This is a genomic window from Plantactinospora soyae, from assembly GCF_014874095.1.
GTDB classification, from domain to species: Bacteria; Actinomycetota; Actinomycetes; order Mycobacteriales; family Micromonosporaceae; genus Plantactinospora; species Plantactinospora soyae.
In genome coordinates this window covers 687,843-703,098 of the sequence record NZ_JADBEB010000001.1, presented here as the reverse complement: position 1 = coordinate 703,098, position 15,256 = coordinate 687,843, and the positions used below count along the sequence as shown (strand labels likewise).

Annotated in this window: 13 protein-coding genes; 4 read left to right on the top strand and 9 right to left on the bottom strand. The window is 69.2% G+C overall.

The genetic code is table 11. The features are described 5' to 3' along the window. Positions 1–4: 4 nt before the first annotated feature. The 4 genes from H4W31_RS03055 to H4W31_RS03040 all read right to left on the bottom strand — a co-directional run bounded on the left by H4W31_RS03055 (position 5) and on the right by H4W31_RS03040 (position 3,763). A complete protein-coding gene (locus tag H4W31_RS03055; protein WP_192765253.1) occupies positions 5–934 on the bottom strand; it encodes an ABC transporter permease in 930 nt (309 codons plus the stop codon). Further along, complete coding sequence (locus H4W31_RS03050; protein WP_192765252.1) at positions 931–1,104, bottom strand: hypothetical protein; 174 nt, start codon at positions 1,102–1,104, stop codon at positions 931–933. The genes H4W31_RS03055 and H4W31_RS03050 overlap by 4 nt, the downstream gene beginning before the upstream one ends. Beyond that, positions 1,097–2,035: an ABC transporter permease gene (locus tag H4W31_RS03045; protein ID WP_192765251.1), complete on the bottom strand. Its 939-nt coding sequence runs from the start codon at positions 2,033–2,035 to the stop codon at positions 1,097–1,099. The genes H4W31_RS03050 and H4W31_RS03045 overlap by 8 nt, the downstream gene beginning before the upstream one ends. Before the next feature lie 96 nt (positions 2,036–2,131). After that, the gene (locus H4W31_RS03040) at positions 2,132–3,763 is read right to left on the bottom strand and encodes a peptide ABC transporter substrate-binding protein (protein ID WP_192765250.1); all 1,632 of its coding nucleotides are present in this window, start codon (positions 3,761–3,763) and stop codon (positions 2,132–2,134) included. A gap of 476 nt (positions 3,764–4,239) precedes the next feature. Here H4W31_RS03040 and H4W31_RS03035 point away from each other — a divergent pair, with 476 nt between their 5' ends. Together H4W31_RS03035 and H4W31_RS03030 are read left to right on the top strand one after the other, a co-directional pair. After that, a complete protein-coding gene (locus H4W31_RS03035) occupies positions 4,240–5,121 on the top strand; it encodes a bifunctional methylenetetrahydrofolate dehydrogenase/methenyltetrahydrofolate cyclohydrolase (RefSeq protein ID WP_192765249.1) in 882 nt (293 codons plus the stop codon). Between the two features lie 208 nt (positions 5,122–5,329). Further along, positions 5,330–6,280: a malate dehydrogenase gene (locus H4W31_RS03030; RefSeq protein WP_192765248.1), complete on the top strand. Its 951-nt coding sequence runs from the start codon at positions 5,330–5,332 to the stop codon at positions 6,278–6,280. Positions 6,281–6,414: 134 nt separating this feature from the next. Here H4W31_RS03030 and H4W31_RS03025 read toward each other — a convergent pair whose 3' ends face one another. Further along, positions 6,415–8,088 (bottom strand): alkaline phosphatase D family protein, encoded by a 1,674-nt coding sequence (locus H4W31_RS03025; RefSeq protein ID WP_192765247.1) that lies wholly within the window; start codon positions 8,086–8,088, stop codon positions 6,415–6,417. 62 nt (positions 8,089–8,150) lie between these two features. Next, a complete protein-coding gene (locus H4W31_RS03020; protein WP_225945368.1) occupies positions 8,151–9,143 on the bottom strand; it encodes an MBL fold metallo-hydrolase in 993 nt (330 codons plus the stop codon). A gap of 81 nt (positions 9,144–9,224) precedes the next feature. Between H4W31_RS03020 and H4W31_RS03015 the strand changes: the two genes are divergently transcribed. Next, complete coding sequence (locus tag H4W31_RS03015) at positions 9,225–10,442, top strand: NADP-dependent isocitrate dehydrogenase (RefSeq protein WP_192765246.1); 1,218 nt, start codon at positions 9,225–9,227, stop codon at positions 10,440–10,442. A 438-nt stretch (positions 10,443–10,880) separates the two neighbouring features. After that, on the top strand, positions 10,881–12,260 hold the full coding sequence (locus tag H4W31_RS03010) for a carbohydrate-binding domain-containing protein (RefSeq protein ID WP_192765245.1): 1,380 nt from the start codon (positions 10,881–10,883) through the stop codon (positions 12,258–12,260). 139 nt (positions 12,261–12,399) lie between these two features. Here the strand turns inward: H4W31_RS03010 and H4W31_RS03005 are convergent, their stop codons facing one another. The 3 genes from H4W31_RS03005 to galT form a co-directional block, all read right to left on the bottom strand. Then, a complete protein-coding gene (locus H4W31_RS03005) occupies positions 12,400–12,843 on the bottom strand; it encodes a VOC family protein (RefSeq protein WP_192765244.1) in 444 nt (147 codons plus the stop codon). Between the two features lie 92 nt (positions 12,844–12,935). Further along, positions 12,936–14,117, bottom strand: coding sequence for a serine hydrolase domain-containing protein (locus H4W31_RS03000; protein WP_192765243.1), 1,182 nt, complete (start codon positions 14,115–14,117; stop codon positions 12,936–12,938). A gap of 44 nt (positions 14,118–14,161) precedes the next feature. Then, complete coding sequence (gene galT / locus H4W31_RS02995) at positions 14,162–15,241, bottom strand: galactose-1-phosphate uridylyltransferase (RefSeq protein WP_192765242.1); 1,080 nt, start codon at positions 15,239–15,241, stop codon at positions 14,162–14,164. Between the last annotated feature and the right edge of the window lie 15 nt (positions 15,242–15,256).

Here is a 15,256-nt window from a genome sequence, read left to right as displayed (position 1 = left end):
GTGATCACCGCAGCTTCGGGTCGAAGGCGTCGCGGATCGCGTCGCCCAGCATGATGAACGCCAGTACGGTCAGCGCGAGGAAGGTCGAGGGCACCACCAGGGGCAGCGCCGACTCCCGCATGTGGGTCCGACCGGAGTCGATGTCGATGCCCCACGAGATCGTCGGTGCCTTCAGGCCGATACCGAGGAAGGACAGCGTCGCCTCGGCGGCGATGAAGGATCCGAGCGCGATGGTCAGCACCACGATGACCGGAGCCAGTGAGTTGGGCAGGATGTGCCGCCACATGGTCCGACCGTTGCCGGCACCGAGCATCCGGGCCGCCGCCACGTAGTCCTGCTGCTTGGCGCTGATCACCGAGGACCGGATGACCCGGGCGGCGGTGGTCCAGCCGAGGATCGCCAGTACGAAGATCACGGCCATGATCCGGATGTTCGGGCTGTCGCTGCTGATCCGCTTCAGCATCACGATCGCGGCCAGCAGCAGCGGGATGCCGAGGACCACGTCGATCAGCCGGGACAGCACCGAGTCGATCCACCGGCCGAAGTAGCCGGCGAGCATTCCGACCACCACCGCGATCACCCCGGTCAGCAGCGCGGAGAACGCACCGACCAGCAGCGAGGCGCGGGCGCCGAAGACTGCCCGGGCGTAGATGTCGCAGCCCTGGAAGTCGTACCCGAACGGGGCGCCGCCGCCGGGCCCGGCGTGCTGCCGGCTCAGCGTGCAGTCCTGGGGGTTGTTCGCGGTGAACAGGCCGGGGAACGCCGCCATGGCGGTCACGGCCAGGACCAGGAACAGCGAAATCCAGAAGATCGGCTTACGACGGAGGTCGCGCCAGGCGTCTCCGGCCAGGCTGCGCGGCCGGTTGCCCGGGTCGGCGGCCCCGGCGTTGCCGCCGGCCAACTCCGCCGCCGCGACGCTCTGCATCTCACTCATGCCGCCACCTCGCCGCGCTCGGCGTCGCCCCGGGTTCCGGCACTGAACCGGCTGATTCGTTCGCTGCGCTCACCCATGTCGCCACCTCGCCCGCAGTTGCTCGTGGCCGTCAGCCGGCCGCGCCCACGCATGGTCAGTACCTCGCTCATGCCTGCCTGTGCCTCACTCATAGCGAATCCGGGGGTCGAGAACGGCGTAGAGGATGTCGACCACGAGGTTCGACACCAGGAAGACCACGACCAGGACGCTGACCAGGCCGACCACCAGCGGGCCGTCCTCCGTCCTGATGCCGCGGAACAGGTTGAACCCGACGCCCGGGATGTTGAAGACGCCCTCGGTGATGATCGCGCCGCTCATCAGGTTGCCGAGTTCGACGCCGAGGAAGGTGATCACCGGGATCAGCGAGTTCCGCAGGACGTGCACGCTGACGATGCGCCGGGTCGTCATGCCCTTGGCCTTGGCGGTCCGGACGTAGTCGGAGCGGAGGTTCTCGGCGACCGAGGTCCGGGTCAGCCGCAGTGCCGTGGCCAGCGACAGCGAGCCGAGCACGATGCCGGGTAGCAGCAGCGCGTACAGGCTCGGATCGGAGCCGGCGGTCGGCGGGAAGAGCGGCAGCTTGACGCCGAGGAAGTACTGGGCGAGCGGGGCGAGCACGATGGTCGGAACGCCGAGGACCAGCAGGGTCAGCGCGAGGGTGGCGTTGTCGAAGATGCCGCCCCGGCGCAGTCCGGCGATGACCCCGGAGGTCACGCCGACCACGATCGCCACCAGGAGACCGATGACCGCGAGCTTCATGGTGACCGGCCAGGCCTGCGCCAGCATGTCGCTGATCTTGCGACCGGTGAGCGAGTCGCCGAGGTCGCCACGGAGCAGGTTGCCGATGTAGTCGAAGTAGCGGTAGAAGAAGCCGCCGATCCCGGTGTGATCGAGATTGAACTTCTCGGTCAGATATGCCCGCTGCGCCTCGCTGACCGGGCGCTCACCCGCGAGTGCCTGGATGGGGTCGCCCTGTCCGGCGAACATCAGCGCGTAGACGATCAGGGTGGTCCCGAAGAAGGCAAGGACCATCTGAAGCAGGCGCCGCACGATGTAGCGGAACATACTTGCTTACTCTCCGTGGGGGGTGGGTTGTGCGGAGTTGGGAACGGTCCGGGCCACCCAGGATCACCGGGTGGCCCGGACCGGGCCTTCGTCAGCTCAGCTGACGACCTCGATCTTCGTCATGTCGACCACCTGGAACAGGTCGACCTCGACGTTCTTGACCTTGGTCGAGTGCGCGAAGACGTTCTGACCGAACCGCAGCGGGATCACCGGCATGTCCTTGGCCAGGATGTCCTCGGCCTGCTGGTACTTCTTGACCGCCTCGTCAGCGGACGAGGCGACCGTGCCCTCCTGCACCAGCCGGTCGAACTCCGGGTTGCTGTACCCGTAGTAGTTCGACGAGCCGTTGGTGGTGTACAGCGGGCCGAGGTAGTTCTCCATGGACGGGTAGTCCATGAGCCAGCCCATCCGGATCAGACCGACCGGCTGCTTGTCCTCCACCTTGGTCAGCAGATCCGAGAACTTCGGCTCGGCGGCACCGACGCAGTCCACACCCAGGTTGGTCTTGAGCTGGTTGCAGGTCGCGTCGACCCAGTCCTTGTGGCCACCGTCGCCGTTGTACGTGATCTTGATCTGCTTCGGGCCGCCGGCAGCCTCGTACGCCGCCTTGGCCTTGGTCGGGTCGAACTCGCACGCCTCGCCGCAGCTGTCGTCCCGGTATCCGGCGACCACCGGCGAGACGAACGAACGGGCGGAGATCTGCGAGTCCTTGAAGATCGACTTGGTGATCTCGTCACGGTCGATCGCCATCGAGACGGCCTTGCGGACCTCGGGCTTGCTGAAGTCGTCCTGGAACGTGGGGAACGCCACGAACTGGAAGGACGAGGCCGGGCTCTGCTGGAACCGGTCGCCCAGGTCCGTCGCCGCGGTGCTCAGGTTCTCGGTCGGGACGGTCACGTCCACGTCGAGGTTGTCCGACAGCACGTCCGCGTAGGCCGCGGTGAGCTGCTGGTAGATCCGGAACTCGGCGCCGCCGATCTTCGGCTTCTCGCCGACGTACGCGTCGTACCGCTCGACCTCGACCTTGGCGTCGTGCTGCCAGCTGCCCTTGATCTTGAACGGGCCGTTGCCGATCGGGGCGTCCTCGAAGCCGTCCTTGATCACGCCGGGGGCGGAGAAGGCGGCGGCCGGCAGCGGGTACCAGGCGGTGTAGCCCAGGACCGTCTTGAACTCGCTGTACGGCTTGGCCAGCGTCACCGTGAAGGTCAGGTCGTCGACCTTCTTGAGCCCGGTCAGGGTCTTGGCCTTCGGCTCCGGAGCCTTCTGCGGGCCCTCGCCGTCCGGGTCCTTCGCCTGAAGGTCCTCGTAGCCGGCGATCTTCTCGAAGAAGTAGCTGTTGCCCTGGCCGTTCGGCGCGTAGGCACCGTAGTTCCAGGCGTTGATGTAGCTGTCCGAGGTCACCTTCTCGCCGTTGTGGAAGGTGTACCCGTCCTTGAGCTTGATCGTCCAGAGCGTGTTGTCGGTGGACGACACGGACTCGGCGGCGACCTCGTACGGCTTGTTCTGCGCGTCGTAGTCGACCAGCGGGGTGAACAGGGCGGAAAGCACCTGGTTACCGCTTGAGTCGTTCGTGTTGGTCGGGATCAGGTGCTGCGGTTCCGCGATCTGGACCGAAACCGTGGCATTCGGATCGCTCTCTCCCGAGTCCCCGCCGCCGCCACAGGCCGCGAGGCCGAGGGTCGCGGCGAGGGGGAGGGCGGTCCAGGCAGCGAGCCTACGAACCTGCATTGAGCCTCCTCGTCTCCTTACGCTGAGCAGTCGCTCCCATGGCTGGGTGACGCTGAGCAACGCTGGGCAAAGGTAGGTCGTAGCAGGACCTCGGGCCAAACTGGATGATTACAAGTCAATAACACAGGCGGCGTCCAGCGCTTGCACATATCTGCTCTGAGCTGCTAAAGAGATCGCCTCTCAGGCCATGTGCTGATTCGGACATCCCACGCCTACCCCCGTGAAACAGGACTGCTTTCGGTCCGGAGATCCCCAATCCACGAGTGGGCGGATAATCCTGATTGCGCCCTCTCGGCTGGTCCATATTGTGGACAACGCCACAAGTTCTCACTCAGGGTGACTAAGAACACGGTTACGTATAGTTAGCATCTGGTGCCAGTCGCGCGGCTGACCGCCGGCTGACCGAGTGGCTGACCCGGACCCCCGACCAGGCGGGTGCCCGACCAACCGGGGGTGCCTCGTGAGACGATCTGGCTGTGACGGCCACCCTCCTCGACGGCAAAGCCACTGCGGCACACATCAAGGACGAACTGCGCGTCCGGGTCAAGGCGCTGGCCGAGCGGGGCGTCGTACCGGGGCTCGGCACCGTACTGGTCGGTGAGGATCCCGGCTCGCAGGCGTACGTCAACGGCAAGCACCGGGACTGCGCGGAGGTCGGGATCGCCTCCATCCGCCGGGAGCTGCCCGCCGACGCGACCCAGGAGCAGGTCGACGCGGTCGTCGCCGAACTCAACGCCGACCCGGCCTGCCACGGCTACATCGTGCAGCTGCCGCTCCCGGCCCACCTGGACACCCAGCACGTGCTGGAGACGATCGACCCGGACAAGGACGCCGACGGGCTGCACCCGGTCAACCTGGGTCGGCTCGTACTCGGTTATCCGGGGCCGCTGCCCTGCACCCCGCGCGGCATCGTCGAACTGCTCCGCCGGCATGACGTGGCGTTGCGCGGCGCCGAGGTGGCGGTGGTCGGCCGGGGCAACACGGTCGGTCGCCCGCTCGGGCTGCTGCTCACCCGGCGCAGCGAGAACGCCACCGTGACGCTCTGCCACACCGGCACCCTGGATCTGGCCGCACACACCCGGGCGGCCGACATCGTGATCGTGGCGGCCGGCGTACCGGGGCTGCTCACCGCGGACATGGTCAAGCCGGGCGCGGTCGTGGTCGACGTCGGGATCACCCGGGTGATCGGCACGGACGGCAAGGGCCGCTACACCGGGGACGTCGGACCGGAGGTCGCCGAGGTGGCCGGGGCGTTGGTGCCGATGCCGGGCGGGGTGGGCCCGATGACCCGGGCGATGCTGCTGAGCAACGTCGTGGAGCGGGCCGAGCTCCAGTTGGAGAACGCCGCGCGGGGCTGAGTCGACACCGGCTCCACCTCCCGGGGATCGGGACGGGCATCGACGGATGGATCCGGACATCCCACCCCGGACATGCTGCCGGAGGATGGCCGGGGCGAGCGGCCCGAGTGTGAGCGACAGCGGGCAAATCCGCCCCTGGCCAGATCCGAACACCTCTGACTGATACCGTCCGGAAATAACCCGACCGGTATCAGAGAGTGGGACGACCATGGGCAAAAAGGTCACCGTCGTCGGCGCCGGCTTCTACGGCTCCACGACCGCGCAGCGCCTGGCGGAGTACGACGTCTTCGACACGGTCGTGATCACCGACATCATCGAGGGCAAGCCCGAGGGCATCGCGCTGGACCTCAACCAGTCGCGCCCGGTCGAGGGCTTCGAGACCACCGTCGTCGGCGTGACGACGGGTAAGAACGGCGAGGGCTACGAGCAGCTCGAAGGCTCGGACGTCGTGGTGATCACCGCCGGTCTGCCCCGCAAGCCGGGCATGAGCCGGATGGACCTGCTGGAGACGAACGCCCGGATCGTCCGCCAGGTCGCCGAGAACGTCGCCAAGTACGCCCCGAACGCCGTGGTCATCGTCGTCTCCAACCCGCTGGACGAGATGACCGCGCTGGCTCAGCTCGCCACCCAGTTCCCGAAGAACCGGGTGCTCGGCCAGGCCGGCATGCTCGACACGGCCCGGTTCACCAACTTCGTCGCCGAGGCACTCTCGGTGCCGGTGGCCTCGGTCCGGACCCTCACCCTCGGCTCGCACGGCGACACCATGGTGCCGGTGCCGTCCCGCAGCACGGTCGACGGCAAGCCGCTGCGCGACGTGATGCCGGCCGAGAAGATCGAGGAGCTCGTGGTCCGGACCCGCAACGGTGGGGCCGAGGTCGTCGCGTTGCTGAAGACCGGCTCCGCCTACTACGCCCCGTCGGCCGCCGCGGCTCGGATGGCCCGGGCGGTGGCCACCGACTCCGGCGAGGTCCTGCCGGTCTGTGCCTGGGTCGACGGCGAGTACGGGATCGCCGGTGTCTACCTGGGTGTGGAGGCCGAGATCGGCCGCGAGGGCGTCCGCCGGGTCGTCGAGACGCCGCTGGACGCCGACGAGACGGCGAGCCTGCTGGCCGCCGCCGAGGCGGTCCGGGCCAAGCAGGGTGACATCTCCAGCATGTGACCCCTGAAGTGGTGGAGAAGGGGCCCTTCCCAGGCGGAAAACGCCAGGAAGGGCCCCTTCCCGCATTACCGGCGGAGGTCGGCTCGGCGTCGGCGCTGCCGGCCGGGCGTCGGCTCAGCCGCGCTGCCTCGGTCTCAGCGGAGCGGGAACGAGTCCTGGTGGTCGTCGACCGGGTAGGTCCGTTCGGCGGTCGGGCGGATCCGGGCGGCGGCGGTGGTGGCCGGAGTCTCCTGGCTGGCTACCGAGATGCCCGGCTCGCCGGCCAGTACGACGAACTCGGCGGCCGTCCGCACGGTGGCCGTCGGTGCCCAGACCGTGTCGACCAGCCGGAGCGAGCTGAGCATCCGTTCCGGGGTCACGTCGCAGACGACGTACCCGCGCTGGTTGTCGATGTACTTCCAGTGCGGGCTCTCGGCCATGATCGGGTCGTACGTGCGGTGGAAGGCGGCGGTGTCCGGGTTGCCGCCGGAGGTGATCGACGTACCGGTGATCTCGGCGCCGACCACCGGTGAGGCCGGGTCGTCGAAGTCGGGCTTGAGGTCACAGACCCAGGTGCAGTGCCGGTCACCGGTCAGCACCACCGGGTTGTCCACCTGACCGGAGCCGAAGAACTCCAGCAGCCGACGCCGCTGCGCCCGGTACCCGTCCCAGTTGTCCAGGTCGAAGGTCTGCCCGGGGCCGGCCTGCCGGTCGTTCGAGGCCCACATCACCTGGTTGGCCAGCAGGTTCCACCGGCTGTCGGACGAACGCAGCCCGTGCACCAGCCAGCGTTCCTGCTCCGGCCCGGTCATCGACAGCTCGGGGTTGGCGGCGTCGGCCAGGCTGGCCGGCTGGTCGCTGCGGTACTGCCGGGTGTCCAGCACGTGCACGCTGGCCAGGTTGCCGAACCGCAGCCGCCGGTAGAGCCGCAGGTCCAGGCCACGCGGCAGGGCGGACCGGCGTAGCGGCATGTGCTCGTAGTACGCCTGGAAGGCGGCCCTGCGCCGAGCCTGGAACGCCGCCGGAGTCTGCAGATCCGGGTCCTGCGGGATCTCGTCGGCCCAGTTGTTGTCCAGTTCGTGGTCGTCGAAGGTGACGATCCACGGAAACGCCCCGTGCGCGCGTTGCAGGTCGGGATCGGTCTTGTACTGGGCGTGCTGGTTCCGGTAGTCGGTCAGCGAGTACGGCTCGTCGTTGCCCTGGTGCACCCGGTACGCCGCCGGATTCGGCCGGTTCTCGTAGATGTAGTCGCCGAGGAAGGCGACGAAGGCGAGATCCTCCTCGGCCAGGTGCTGGTGCGCGGTGTACGCGCCGGCCTGGTAGTCCTGGCAGCTCGCGAACGCGAACCGCAGCCGCCGGGGTCGGGCGTGCTCGGCCGGGGCGGTGCGGGTCCGGCCGACCGGGGAGATCTCCTGGCCGACCCGGAACCGGTAGTGGTACTCGGTGTCCGGGCGCAGTCCGGAGACCTCGACGTGCACCGAGTGGGCCAGGTCGGGGTGGGCCAGCGCGGTGCCCCGGCGGTGGATCCGCCGGAACCGCTGGTCCTGCGCGATCTCCCAGCGCACCGGCACCGGCCGGGCCGGCATGCCGCCGCCGAGCAGGGGCTGCGGGGCGAGCCGGGTCCACAGCACCACGCCGTCGGGCAGTGGGTCACCCGAGGCGACGCCGAGGGTGAAGACGTTGCCGGGCAGTGGTCCACCGGCACTGGACGGGATGTGCGCGGCGGCGCCGTCGGGGGTCAGCAGCATGGGTCCGACCACGATGCCGGCGGTTGCGGCGCCGGCCGCCGAGACGAATCGCCGGCGGCTGAGCGGGTACGGAGAAGTCATGTCATCGATGATCGTCAGGTAGGGCGAACCACACCACCGGTGACAATCGACCTGAAGCAGTACTACAGCGGAACGAAGGGTGTACTCAGGTGCGGGGTGCCGAGCGTGGCGCCGGGCCGTCCGGCCAGCTCACCGAGGAGCCTTTCCCGGGACCGCCGGGCCGCGACCGGGTCGTCCTCGTGGGCGTACGGCAGCTCGGGCGCGACCAGTTGCACCATGTGCACCAGCAGGTCGCCGGTCAGCAGCAGCGCATCAGTCTGAAGGAAGGGCCCCTTCTTATCGCTTTTTGTAGAAGAAGGGCCCCTTCCTAACCGGTCAGCCTCGATCAGGACGGACTGGTGGCCGGGGGTGTGGCCGGGGGTGGACAGCACCCGTACGCCGGTGGCCAGCCGTTCGTCACCGTCGAGGGCGTCGAGCTGACCGGTCGCCAGCAGCGGGTCGAGGAGGTGTTCGGCCAGCCCGGGGGCGCCGTGCCGGCGGATAGTGTCGATCTCCACCCGTTGCAGCAGGTAACGGGCGTTCCGGAAGTACGGGGTCGGCGGGTCTCCCGTCACTGCCCAGCCGATGTGGTCGGTGTGCATGTGGGTGAGCACCACCGTGTCGACCTCGTCCGGCGCGATGCCGACGGCGGCCAGTTCGGCCGGCAGACGCCCCGGTACCGGAGCCCAGCTCTTCGCCGGGGCGTCGGCCGGTCCGACGCCCGCGTCGACCAGGATCACCCGGCCACCCGCGCCGGCGGCCCCGATACCACCGCCACCCGTGCCGGCGGAGGCCGTGCCACCGTCGCCCGTGCCAGCGGAGGCCGTGCCGGTGGGGCCCGTTCCAGCGGCGCCCGTGCCAGTGGGATCCGGGTCGCCGCCGATTCGGATCGCGAAGCAGCGGAACGGGAGTCGCCACCGCCCGTCGGCGGTCACCGCGGCCGAGTCGCGCTCGTCGGCCAGCCGCCAGTGTTCTGCGGTCGCGGTGGGGAACGCCTCGGCGCGGGGCTGGAAGAAAAGCCCTTCGGCGTCCGGCAGCGCGGTGACGGTGATTCGACCAACGGAACGGCTGACCATGGCGGGCAGTGTACGGGTCCCCGACGCGCTGCAGTACGCTCGTACTGCTAGAGCATGTGTCCCGGGAAGGAGCGCCGGCCGATGGCGAAGATCAAGGTTACGAACCCGGTGGTAGAACTCGACGGCGACGAGATGACCCGGATCATCTGGAAGCAGATCCGCGAGCAGTTGATCCTGCCGTACCTCGACGTCGACCTGCACTACTACGACCTGTCGATCCAGTACCGCGACGAGACCGACGACCAGGTCACGGTCGATGCCGCGAACGCCATCAAGCAGCATGGCGTCGGCGTCAAGTGCGCCACCATCACCCCGGACGAGGCCCGGGTCGAGGAGTTCGGCCTCAAGAAGATGTGGCGGTCGCCGAACGGCACGATCCGGAACATTCTCGGTGGCGTGGTGTTCCGTGAGCCGATCATCATGGCCAATGTGCCGCGGCTGGTGCCCGGCTGGACCAAGCCGATCATCATTGGCCGGCACGCGCACGGCGACCAGTACAAGGCCACCGACTTCGTGGTGCCGGGGCCGGGCACGGTGACCCTCACCTACACCCCGACCGACGGTGGCGCCCCGGTCGAGATGGAGGTCGCGAACTTCACCGGTGGCGGCGTCACGATGGGGATGTACAACTACGACGACTCCATCCGGGACTTCGCCCGGGCCTCGCTCCGGTACGGCCTGGACCGCGGTTACCCGGTCTACCTGTCCACGAAGAACACCATCCTGAAGGCGTACGACGGCCGTTTCAAGGACATCTTCGCCGAGGTCTTCGAGGCGGAGTTCAAGGCCGAGTTCGACGCCGCCGGAATCACCTACGAGCACCGGCTGATCGACGACATGGTGGCCGCCGCGCTGAAGTGGGAGGGCGGCTTCGTCTGGGCCTGCAAGAACTACGACGGTGACGTGCAGTCCGACACGGTGGCGCAGGGCTTCGGCTCGCTGGGCCTGATGACGTCGGTGCTGATGACCCCGGACGGCCGTACGGTCGAGGCCGAGGCGGCGCACGGCACGGTCACCCGGCACTACCGGCAGTGGCAGAAGGGCGAGAAGACCTCGACCAACCCGATCGCGTCGATCTTCGCCTGGACCCGTGGCCTGGCCCACCGGGGCAAGCTGGACGGCACGCCCGAGGTGACCCGGTTCGCCGACGCGCTGGAGCAGGTCTGCGTGGAGACCGTCGAGGGTGGCCAGATGACCAAGGACCTGGCCCTGCTCATCTCCCGGGACGCCCCGTGGCTGAGCACCGACGAGTTCATGGCCGCGCTGGACAGCAACCTGGCCAAGAAGATCGCCGGCTGACACCGCACCGTCCGCAGCTGACACTGCACGTCCGCAGCTGACACCGCGCCGTCCGCGATGTTGACGACTTGTGGTCGTTCCGACGACGACAAGTCGTCAACATCCACCGGTGCCATCCCGGTTGGCGTCCGGGTACGACCGATTTCTACCGTTACCACCCTCCGGTGAGCCTCGTTGGACAGGGTGGACGTGATGCCAGTCGCGTCCAGGAAGACCGGTCCGGTCGAGGCCGCCGCGAGAGGCCCGTACCGGTAGGACGGTCTTCCCGGCTGTTGCGCACAGCCGGCCGTCCCTTCCCTGCGGGGGGCCCTGTCCCGGGCCCCCCGCGCCCTCATTTCCGCCGGTCTCCCACTGTTCTCCAGGTGTTCCCATGCATCGCGCTGGATGAGATGCTGATCTTGTCTAACCTCCAGATGTCCGCCAACGGGCGGAGCCTGCATGGAGGGAACGACGGTGCGTACCAGGAAGAGCAGATCCGTGATCACCTCGGTGATCGTCGTCGCCGCGGCGGTGGTGACGTCGGGAGCCAGCTTCACCGGCGCCGCGAGCGCCGCCGAACCGTCGCAGTTCAGCGTGGTGGACGGCACGATCCGCCCGGCGACCGGCACGCCGGTGCCCGCGTCGGGTACCCACGCCTCACTGTGGAGCAACTCCAGCTACGCCACCACCACGATCCAGGGCTCCGGCCGGGTCCTGGTCGGCGCCATCGGCGACAACTGCGAGGGCTGGCCGACCATCCGGGTGACCGTGGACGGCGCGGTCGTCGGTGAGAGCACGATCGTCAGCGCCACCAGCTACGGCAGCTATCCGGTGGGCGCGGCGGTCGGCGCGGGCCAGCACAGCGTCCGGATCCAGCTGGTCAACGACCGGAGTACGGCGTCGTGCGACCGCAACGTGCACGTGGCGTACGCCCGGATGGAGACGCCGGCCACGACGACCGACCCGAAGTTCAGCTTCGCGGTCATGCCCGACACCCAGCAGGAGGTCCTGAACGCGAGTGACACCCGCTTCCGGCAGCGCACCGACTGGCTGGTCGGCAACCGCTCCGCGCTGGACCTGCGGTTCGTGACGCACTCTGGTGACGTCGTGAACTGGGACACCCCGGACCACTCGCAGTACGAGATCGCCCGGAACGCCATGCGGCCGTTCGAGACGGCGCGGATTCCGTACTCGCTGGCGATCGGGAACCACGACACCCAGGCGACCGGTGTCGGCGGCTCGGCCCGGGATCCCGCCCGGACCCGCGAACTCGTGCGGGACACGACCGTGTTCAACCGGTACTTCACCGCCGGCCAGTACGGCGGCGTACGGGGACAGTTCGAGGCGGGCAAGGTCGACAACTCGTACTCGACGTACGAGGCCGGCGGCGTGCAGTGGCTGGTGCTGACCCTCGAACTGTGGCCCCGGGCCGAGGCGGTCAACTGGGCGAAGGGCGTCGTCGCCGCCAACTCGCGGCACAACGTCGTGGTCGTCACGCACGACTACATCGACGGCAACGGCAATATCGAGCAGAGCGCGAGCTACGGCGCCACCAGCCCGCAGTACCTGTACGACAACCTGATCAAGCAGTACGCCAACATCAAGTTCGTCTTCTCCGGCCACGTGGGTGTGGCGGCGAACCGGGTGGACACCGGCGTACACGGCAACCGGATCTACACCTTCCTCCAGACGTTCCACTCGAACACCACCAACCCGGTACGGCTGATGGAGGTCGACACGGCGGCCAACTCGTTGCGTACCTGGATCTACGCGCCCTTCAACAACCAGTCGTTCCCCGAGTACGACCGCACCTTCACCGGCATCGGCCTGGTGCGATAGCAGGTCCGGCGACGGGTGACCGCGAGGCGCGGCCGGGCCGGGTCGTGTCTCGCGGTCACCGGTGCCGGCGGGCGTACAGGATCGGCCCGCCACTCCTCGACCGGGCCGGGACCACTACTCCTCGACCGGGCCAGGGCTGCTACTCCTCGACCGGGCCGAGGACGACGGTTCCGTCGTCGGCGACCCGCCAGCCCGGGTTGTGGGCGACCTCCCACAACACCTCGTTCGGGTCGGCGAAAATCCCGTGGTAGCCGCCGAAGGCGGCCTGCCGGCCCGACTTGACGATTCTCGCCCCGGCGTCGAGTGCCTGACCCAACACCCGGTCGACCTCCTCGGGGCTGTCGACGTTGTGCGAGAGGGTGAAGCCGCTCGGCGCGGCGGCGAGTGCGGATCCGGCGTCGATGTCGGCGAGGAACGCGTCCGCGTCGAAGAGCCCGAGTACCACTCCCGGAGCCAGCTGGAAGAAGACGATCTCGTCCGGTACGTCGAGCGTCGGCGTCCAGCCCAGCCCCTCGACGTAGAAGCGCCGGGCCGCATCGAGATCGAGCGTCGCCACCGTGATGAAATGAACGCGTTGCTCCATGAACATGCATTTTGTCAGCCCGACCCGGCGCGACTGATCCGGCTCGCTCGTCGGGGTCCGGGAACTCCGGCCAGGCGCTCGTCGGAGAGCGGTCAGGCCAGCCGCCGGAACTCCGTCAGCCCACCGTCGAACAGGAAGGCGACGGTCTGGGTCAGCGCGATCGCGATCAGACCCCGGTGGGGGTCGTTGAACCAGGACGTACCGTAGCCGCCGTCCCAGCCGTACCGGCCCGGCACCGGGGACACCTCGTCCGGCGCGGTGTTGACCGCCAGGCAGTAGCCCCAGCCCTGTCCGTCCAGCACCGGCCCGCCCCCGGCGATCTGCTCCGGCGTCAGGTGGTTGGTGGTGATCAACTCGACGGATCGCTCCGACAGCAGCCGCTCGCTCCGGTGAACTCCCCGGTGCAGCAGCAGCCGGGCCAACGCCAGGTAGTCGTCCACGGTGGAGACCAGGCCGGCCGCGCCGGACGGGAAGACCGGCGGCTCAGCCCACTCGCCCGGCGCGGAGAGCTCCTGCTCCGCGAGCGCGCCGGTCTCGGGGTCGGTCGCGTAGTAGCCCGGCAGCCGGTCGAGGTCTCCGGCGGGCAGGGAGAAGCCGGTTTCGATCATGCCGAGCGGTTCGAAGATCCGGGTCCGGAAGAAGTCCGGCAACGACTGCCCGGCGGCACGGGCGACCAGGATCCCGAGCACCAGCGCGGCGCTGTCGTACTGCCACCGCTCGCCGGGCTGGTGCAGCAGCGGCAGCGCCCCGAACTGTCTCATCCACTCGTCCGGGTCGTGCGGCGTACGCGGATCCGGCGGCCCGATCCGCAGTTGCCGCTCGCTGGCGGCGGTGACGACCGGGTAGGGAGGCTGGAAGCTCGGCTCGAAGATCATGCCGTGCCCCATCCGGAACGTCAGCAGGTCCTCGACCGTGGTCGGGCGGTCGGCCGGGACGGTGTCGTCGAGCGGGCCGTCGAGCCGGCGCAGCACGCCCTGGCCGGCCAACTCCGGCAGCAGGCGGTCGATCGGCTCGTCCAGGGCGAGCCTGCCGTCCTCCACCAGCATCATCGTGGCCACTCCGAGCACCGGCTTCGTCATCGAGCCGATCCGGAAGATCGTGTCGCGGCGCATCGGCGCGGCGCCGCCGAACCTCAGCGTGCCGATCGGGTCGACACGGACGTCGTCACCCCGGGCGACCAGGGTGACCAGGCCGGGTAGCTCACCCGCGGCCACCCGGGCCGCCATCGCCGTGGGTAGTCCGTGCACACCGGCCGGAGCCGTCGAGTGGGTCATGCCGGCAGCCTAGGACCGGCCTCCGACAGGGAGGGCGGATCGGCCTAGGCGAGGTCCCGCAGCATCTGGGCCGCCCGCTCCGGCGCGATGTCGTTGATGAAGACCCCCATCGCCGACTCCGACCCCGCCAGGTACTTCAGCTTGTCCGCCGCCCGCCGGATGCTGAACACCTGCAGGTGCAGGTGCCCCAGGCCCGGCGCGGCGTGCACCGGCGCCTGGTGCCAGGCCGAGATGTACGGCAGCGGCCGGTCGAAGAGCGCGTCGAGGCGACGCAGTAGGTCCAGGTAGAGCGGCCCGAAGGCGTCCCGCTCGGCGTCGTCCAGCGCCGGGATGTCGGGCACCGGCCGGTGTGGTGCCAGGTGCACCTCGAACGGCCAGCGGGCGGCGGCCGGTACGTACGCCGTCCAGTGCTCGTTCTCGGCCACCACCCGGTCCCCGGCAGCCCGTTCGGCGGCGAGGACGTCCGCGTACAGGTTGCGTCCGCCGGTACGTTCCGCGTGCCGTTCGGCCGCGTTCAGCATCGCCCGGCTGCGCGGTGGCAGGAACGGGTACGCGTAGATCTGGCCGTGTGGATGGTGCAGGGTGACCCCGATCTCCACCCCACGGTTCTCGAAGCAGAAGACCTGCTCCACCCCGGGCAGCCCGGCGAGCGCGGCGGTACGGTCGGCGAGCGCCTCCAGCACCGTACGGACCCGGCTCGGCGCGAGGCTGCCGAACGAGGCGTGATGGTCGGCGGTGAAGCAGACCACCTCGCACCGCCCGGTCCCGGGCCGGACGGCGGTGTACGGGGTGACCTGTCCGGGTGGATCCCCGGGGCGGTCGCTGAAGGACGGAAAGCGGTTCTCGAAGACCACCACGTCGTAGTCGTACGAGGGGATCTCACTCGACCGCTCCGGAGTGGACGGACACAACGGGCACTGGTCGCTGGGCGGCAGGAAGATCCGGCCCTGCCGGTGCGCCGCGATCGCCACCCACTCGTCGACCAGCGGGTCGTACCGCAGTTGCGAGGCGGGTGGCGGCAGCGGCAGGTCCCGCCGGTCCGGCCCCTCCCGTACCGCGTCCGGCCGCTCGTCGAAGTAGATCAGCTCGCGCCCGTCCGCGAGCTTCACCGACGTACGCCTCATGCCGCCCCGTTCCAC

Bases quoted from the DNA above. Each gene is read 5' to 3' on its own strand.
- H4W31_RS03045 (WP_192765251.1), bottom strand. From the start codon at position 2,035: ATGTTCCGCTACATCGTGCGGCGCCTGCTTCAGATGGTCCTTGCCTTC.
- H4W31_RS03055 (WP_192765253.1), bottom strand. From the start codon at position 934: ATGAGTGAGATGCAGAGCGTCGCGGCGGCGGAGTTGGCCGGCGGCAAC.
- H4W31_RS03040 (WP_192765250.1), bottom strand. From the start codon at position 3,763: ATGCAGGTTCGTAGGCTCGCTGCCTGGACCGCCCTCCCCCTCGCCGCG.
- H4W31_RS03025 (WP_192765247.1), bottom strand. From the start codon at position 8,088: ATGACTTCTCCGTACCCGCTCAGCCGCCGGCGATTCGTCTCGGCGGCC.
- H4W31_RS03000 (WP_192765243.1), bottom strand. From the start codon at position 14,117: ATGACCCACTCGACGGCTCCGGCCGGTGTGCACGGACTACCCACGGCG.
- H4W31_RS03030 (WP_192765248.1), top strand. From the start codon at position 5,330: ATGGGCAAAAAGGTCACCGTCGTCGGCGCCGGCTTCTACGGCTCCACG.
- H4W31_RS03005 (WP_192765244.1), bottom strand. From the start codon at position 12,843: ATGGAGCAACGCGTTCATTTCATCACGGTGGCGACGCTCGATCTCGAT.
- H4W31_RS03015 (WP_192765246.1), top strand. From the start codon at position 9,225: ATGGCGAAGATCAAGGTTACGAACCCGGTGGTAGAACTCGACGGCGAC.
- H4W31_RS03020 (WP_225945368.1), bottom strand. From the start codon at position 9,143: ATGGTCAGCCGTTCCGTTGGTCGAATCACCGTCACCGCGCTGCCGGAC.
- galT (WP_192765242.1), bottom strand. From the start codon at position 15,241: ATGAGGCGTACGTCGGTGAAGCTCGCGGACGGGCGCGAGCTGATCTAC.
- H4W31_RS03010 (WP_192765245.1), top strand. From the start codon at position 10,881: ATGGAGGGAACGACGGTGCGTACCAGGAAGAGCAGATCCGTGATCACC.
- H4W31_RS03050 (WP_192765252.1), bottom strand. From the start codon at position 1,104: ATGAGTGAGGCACAGGCAGGCATGAGCGAGGTACTGACCATGCGTGGG.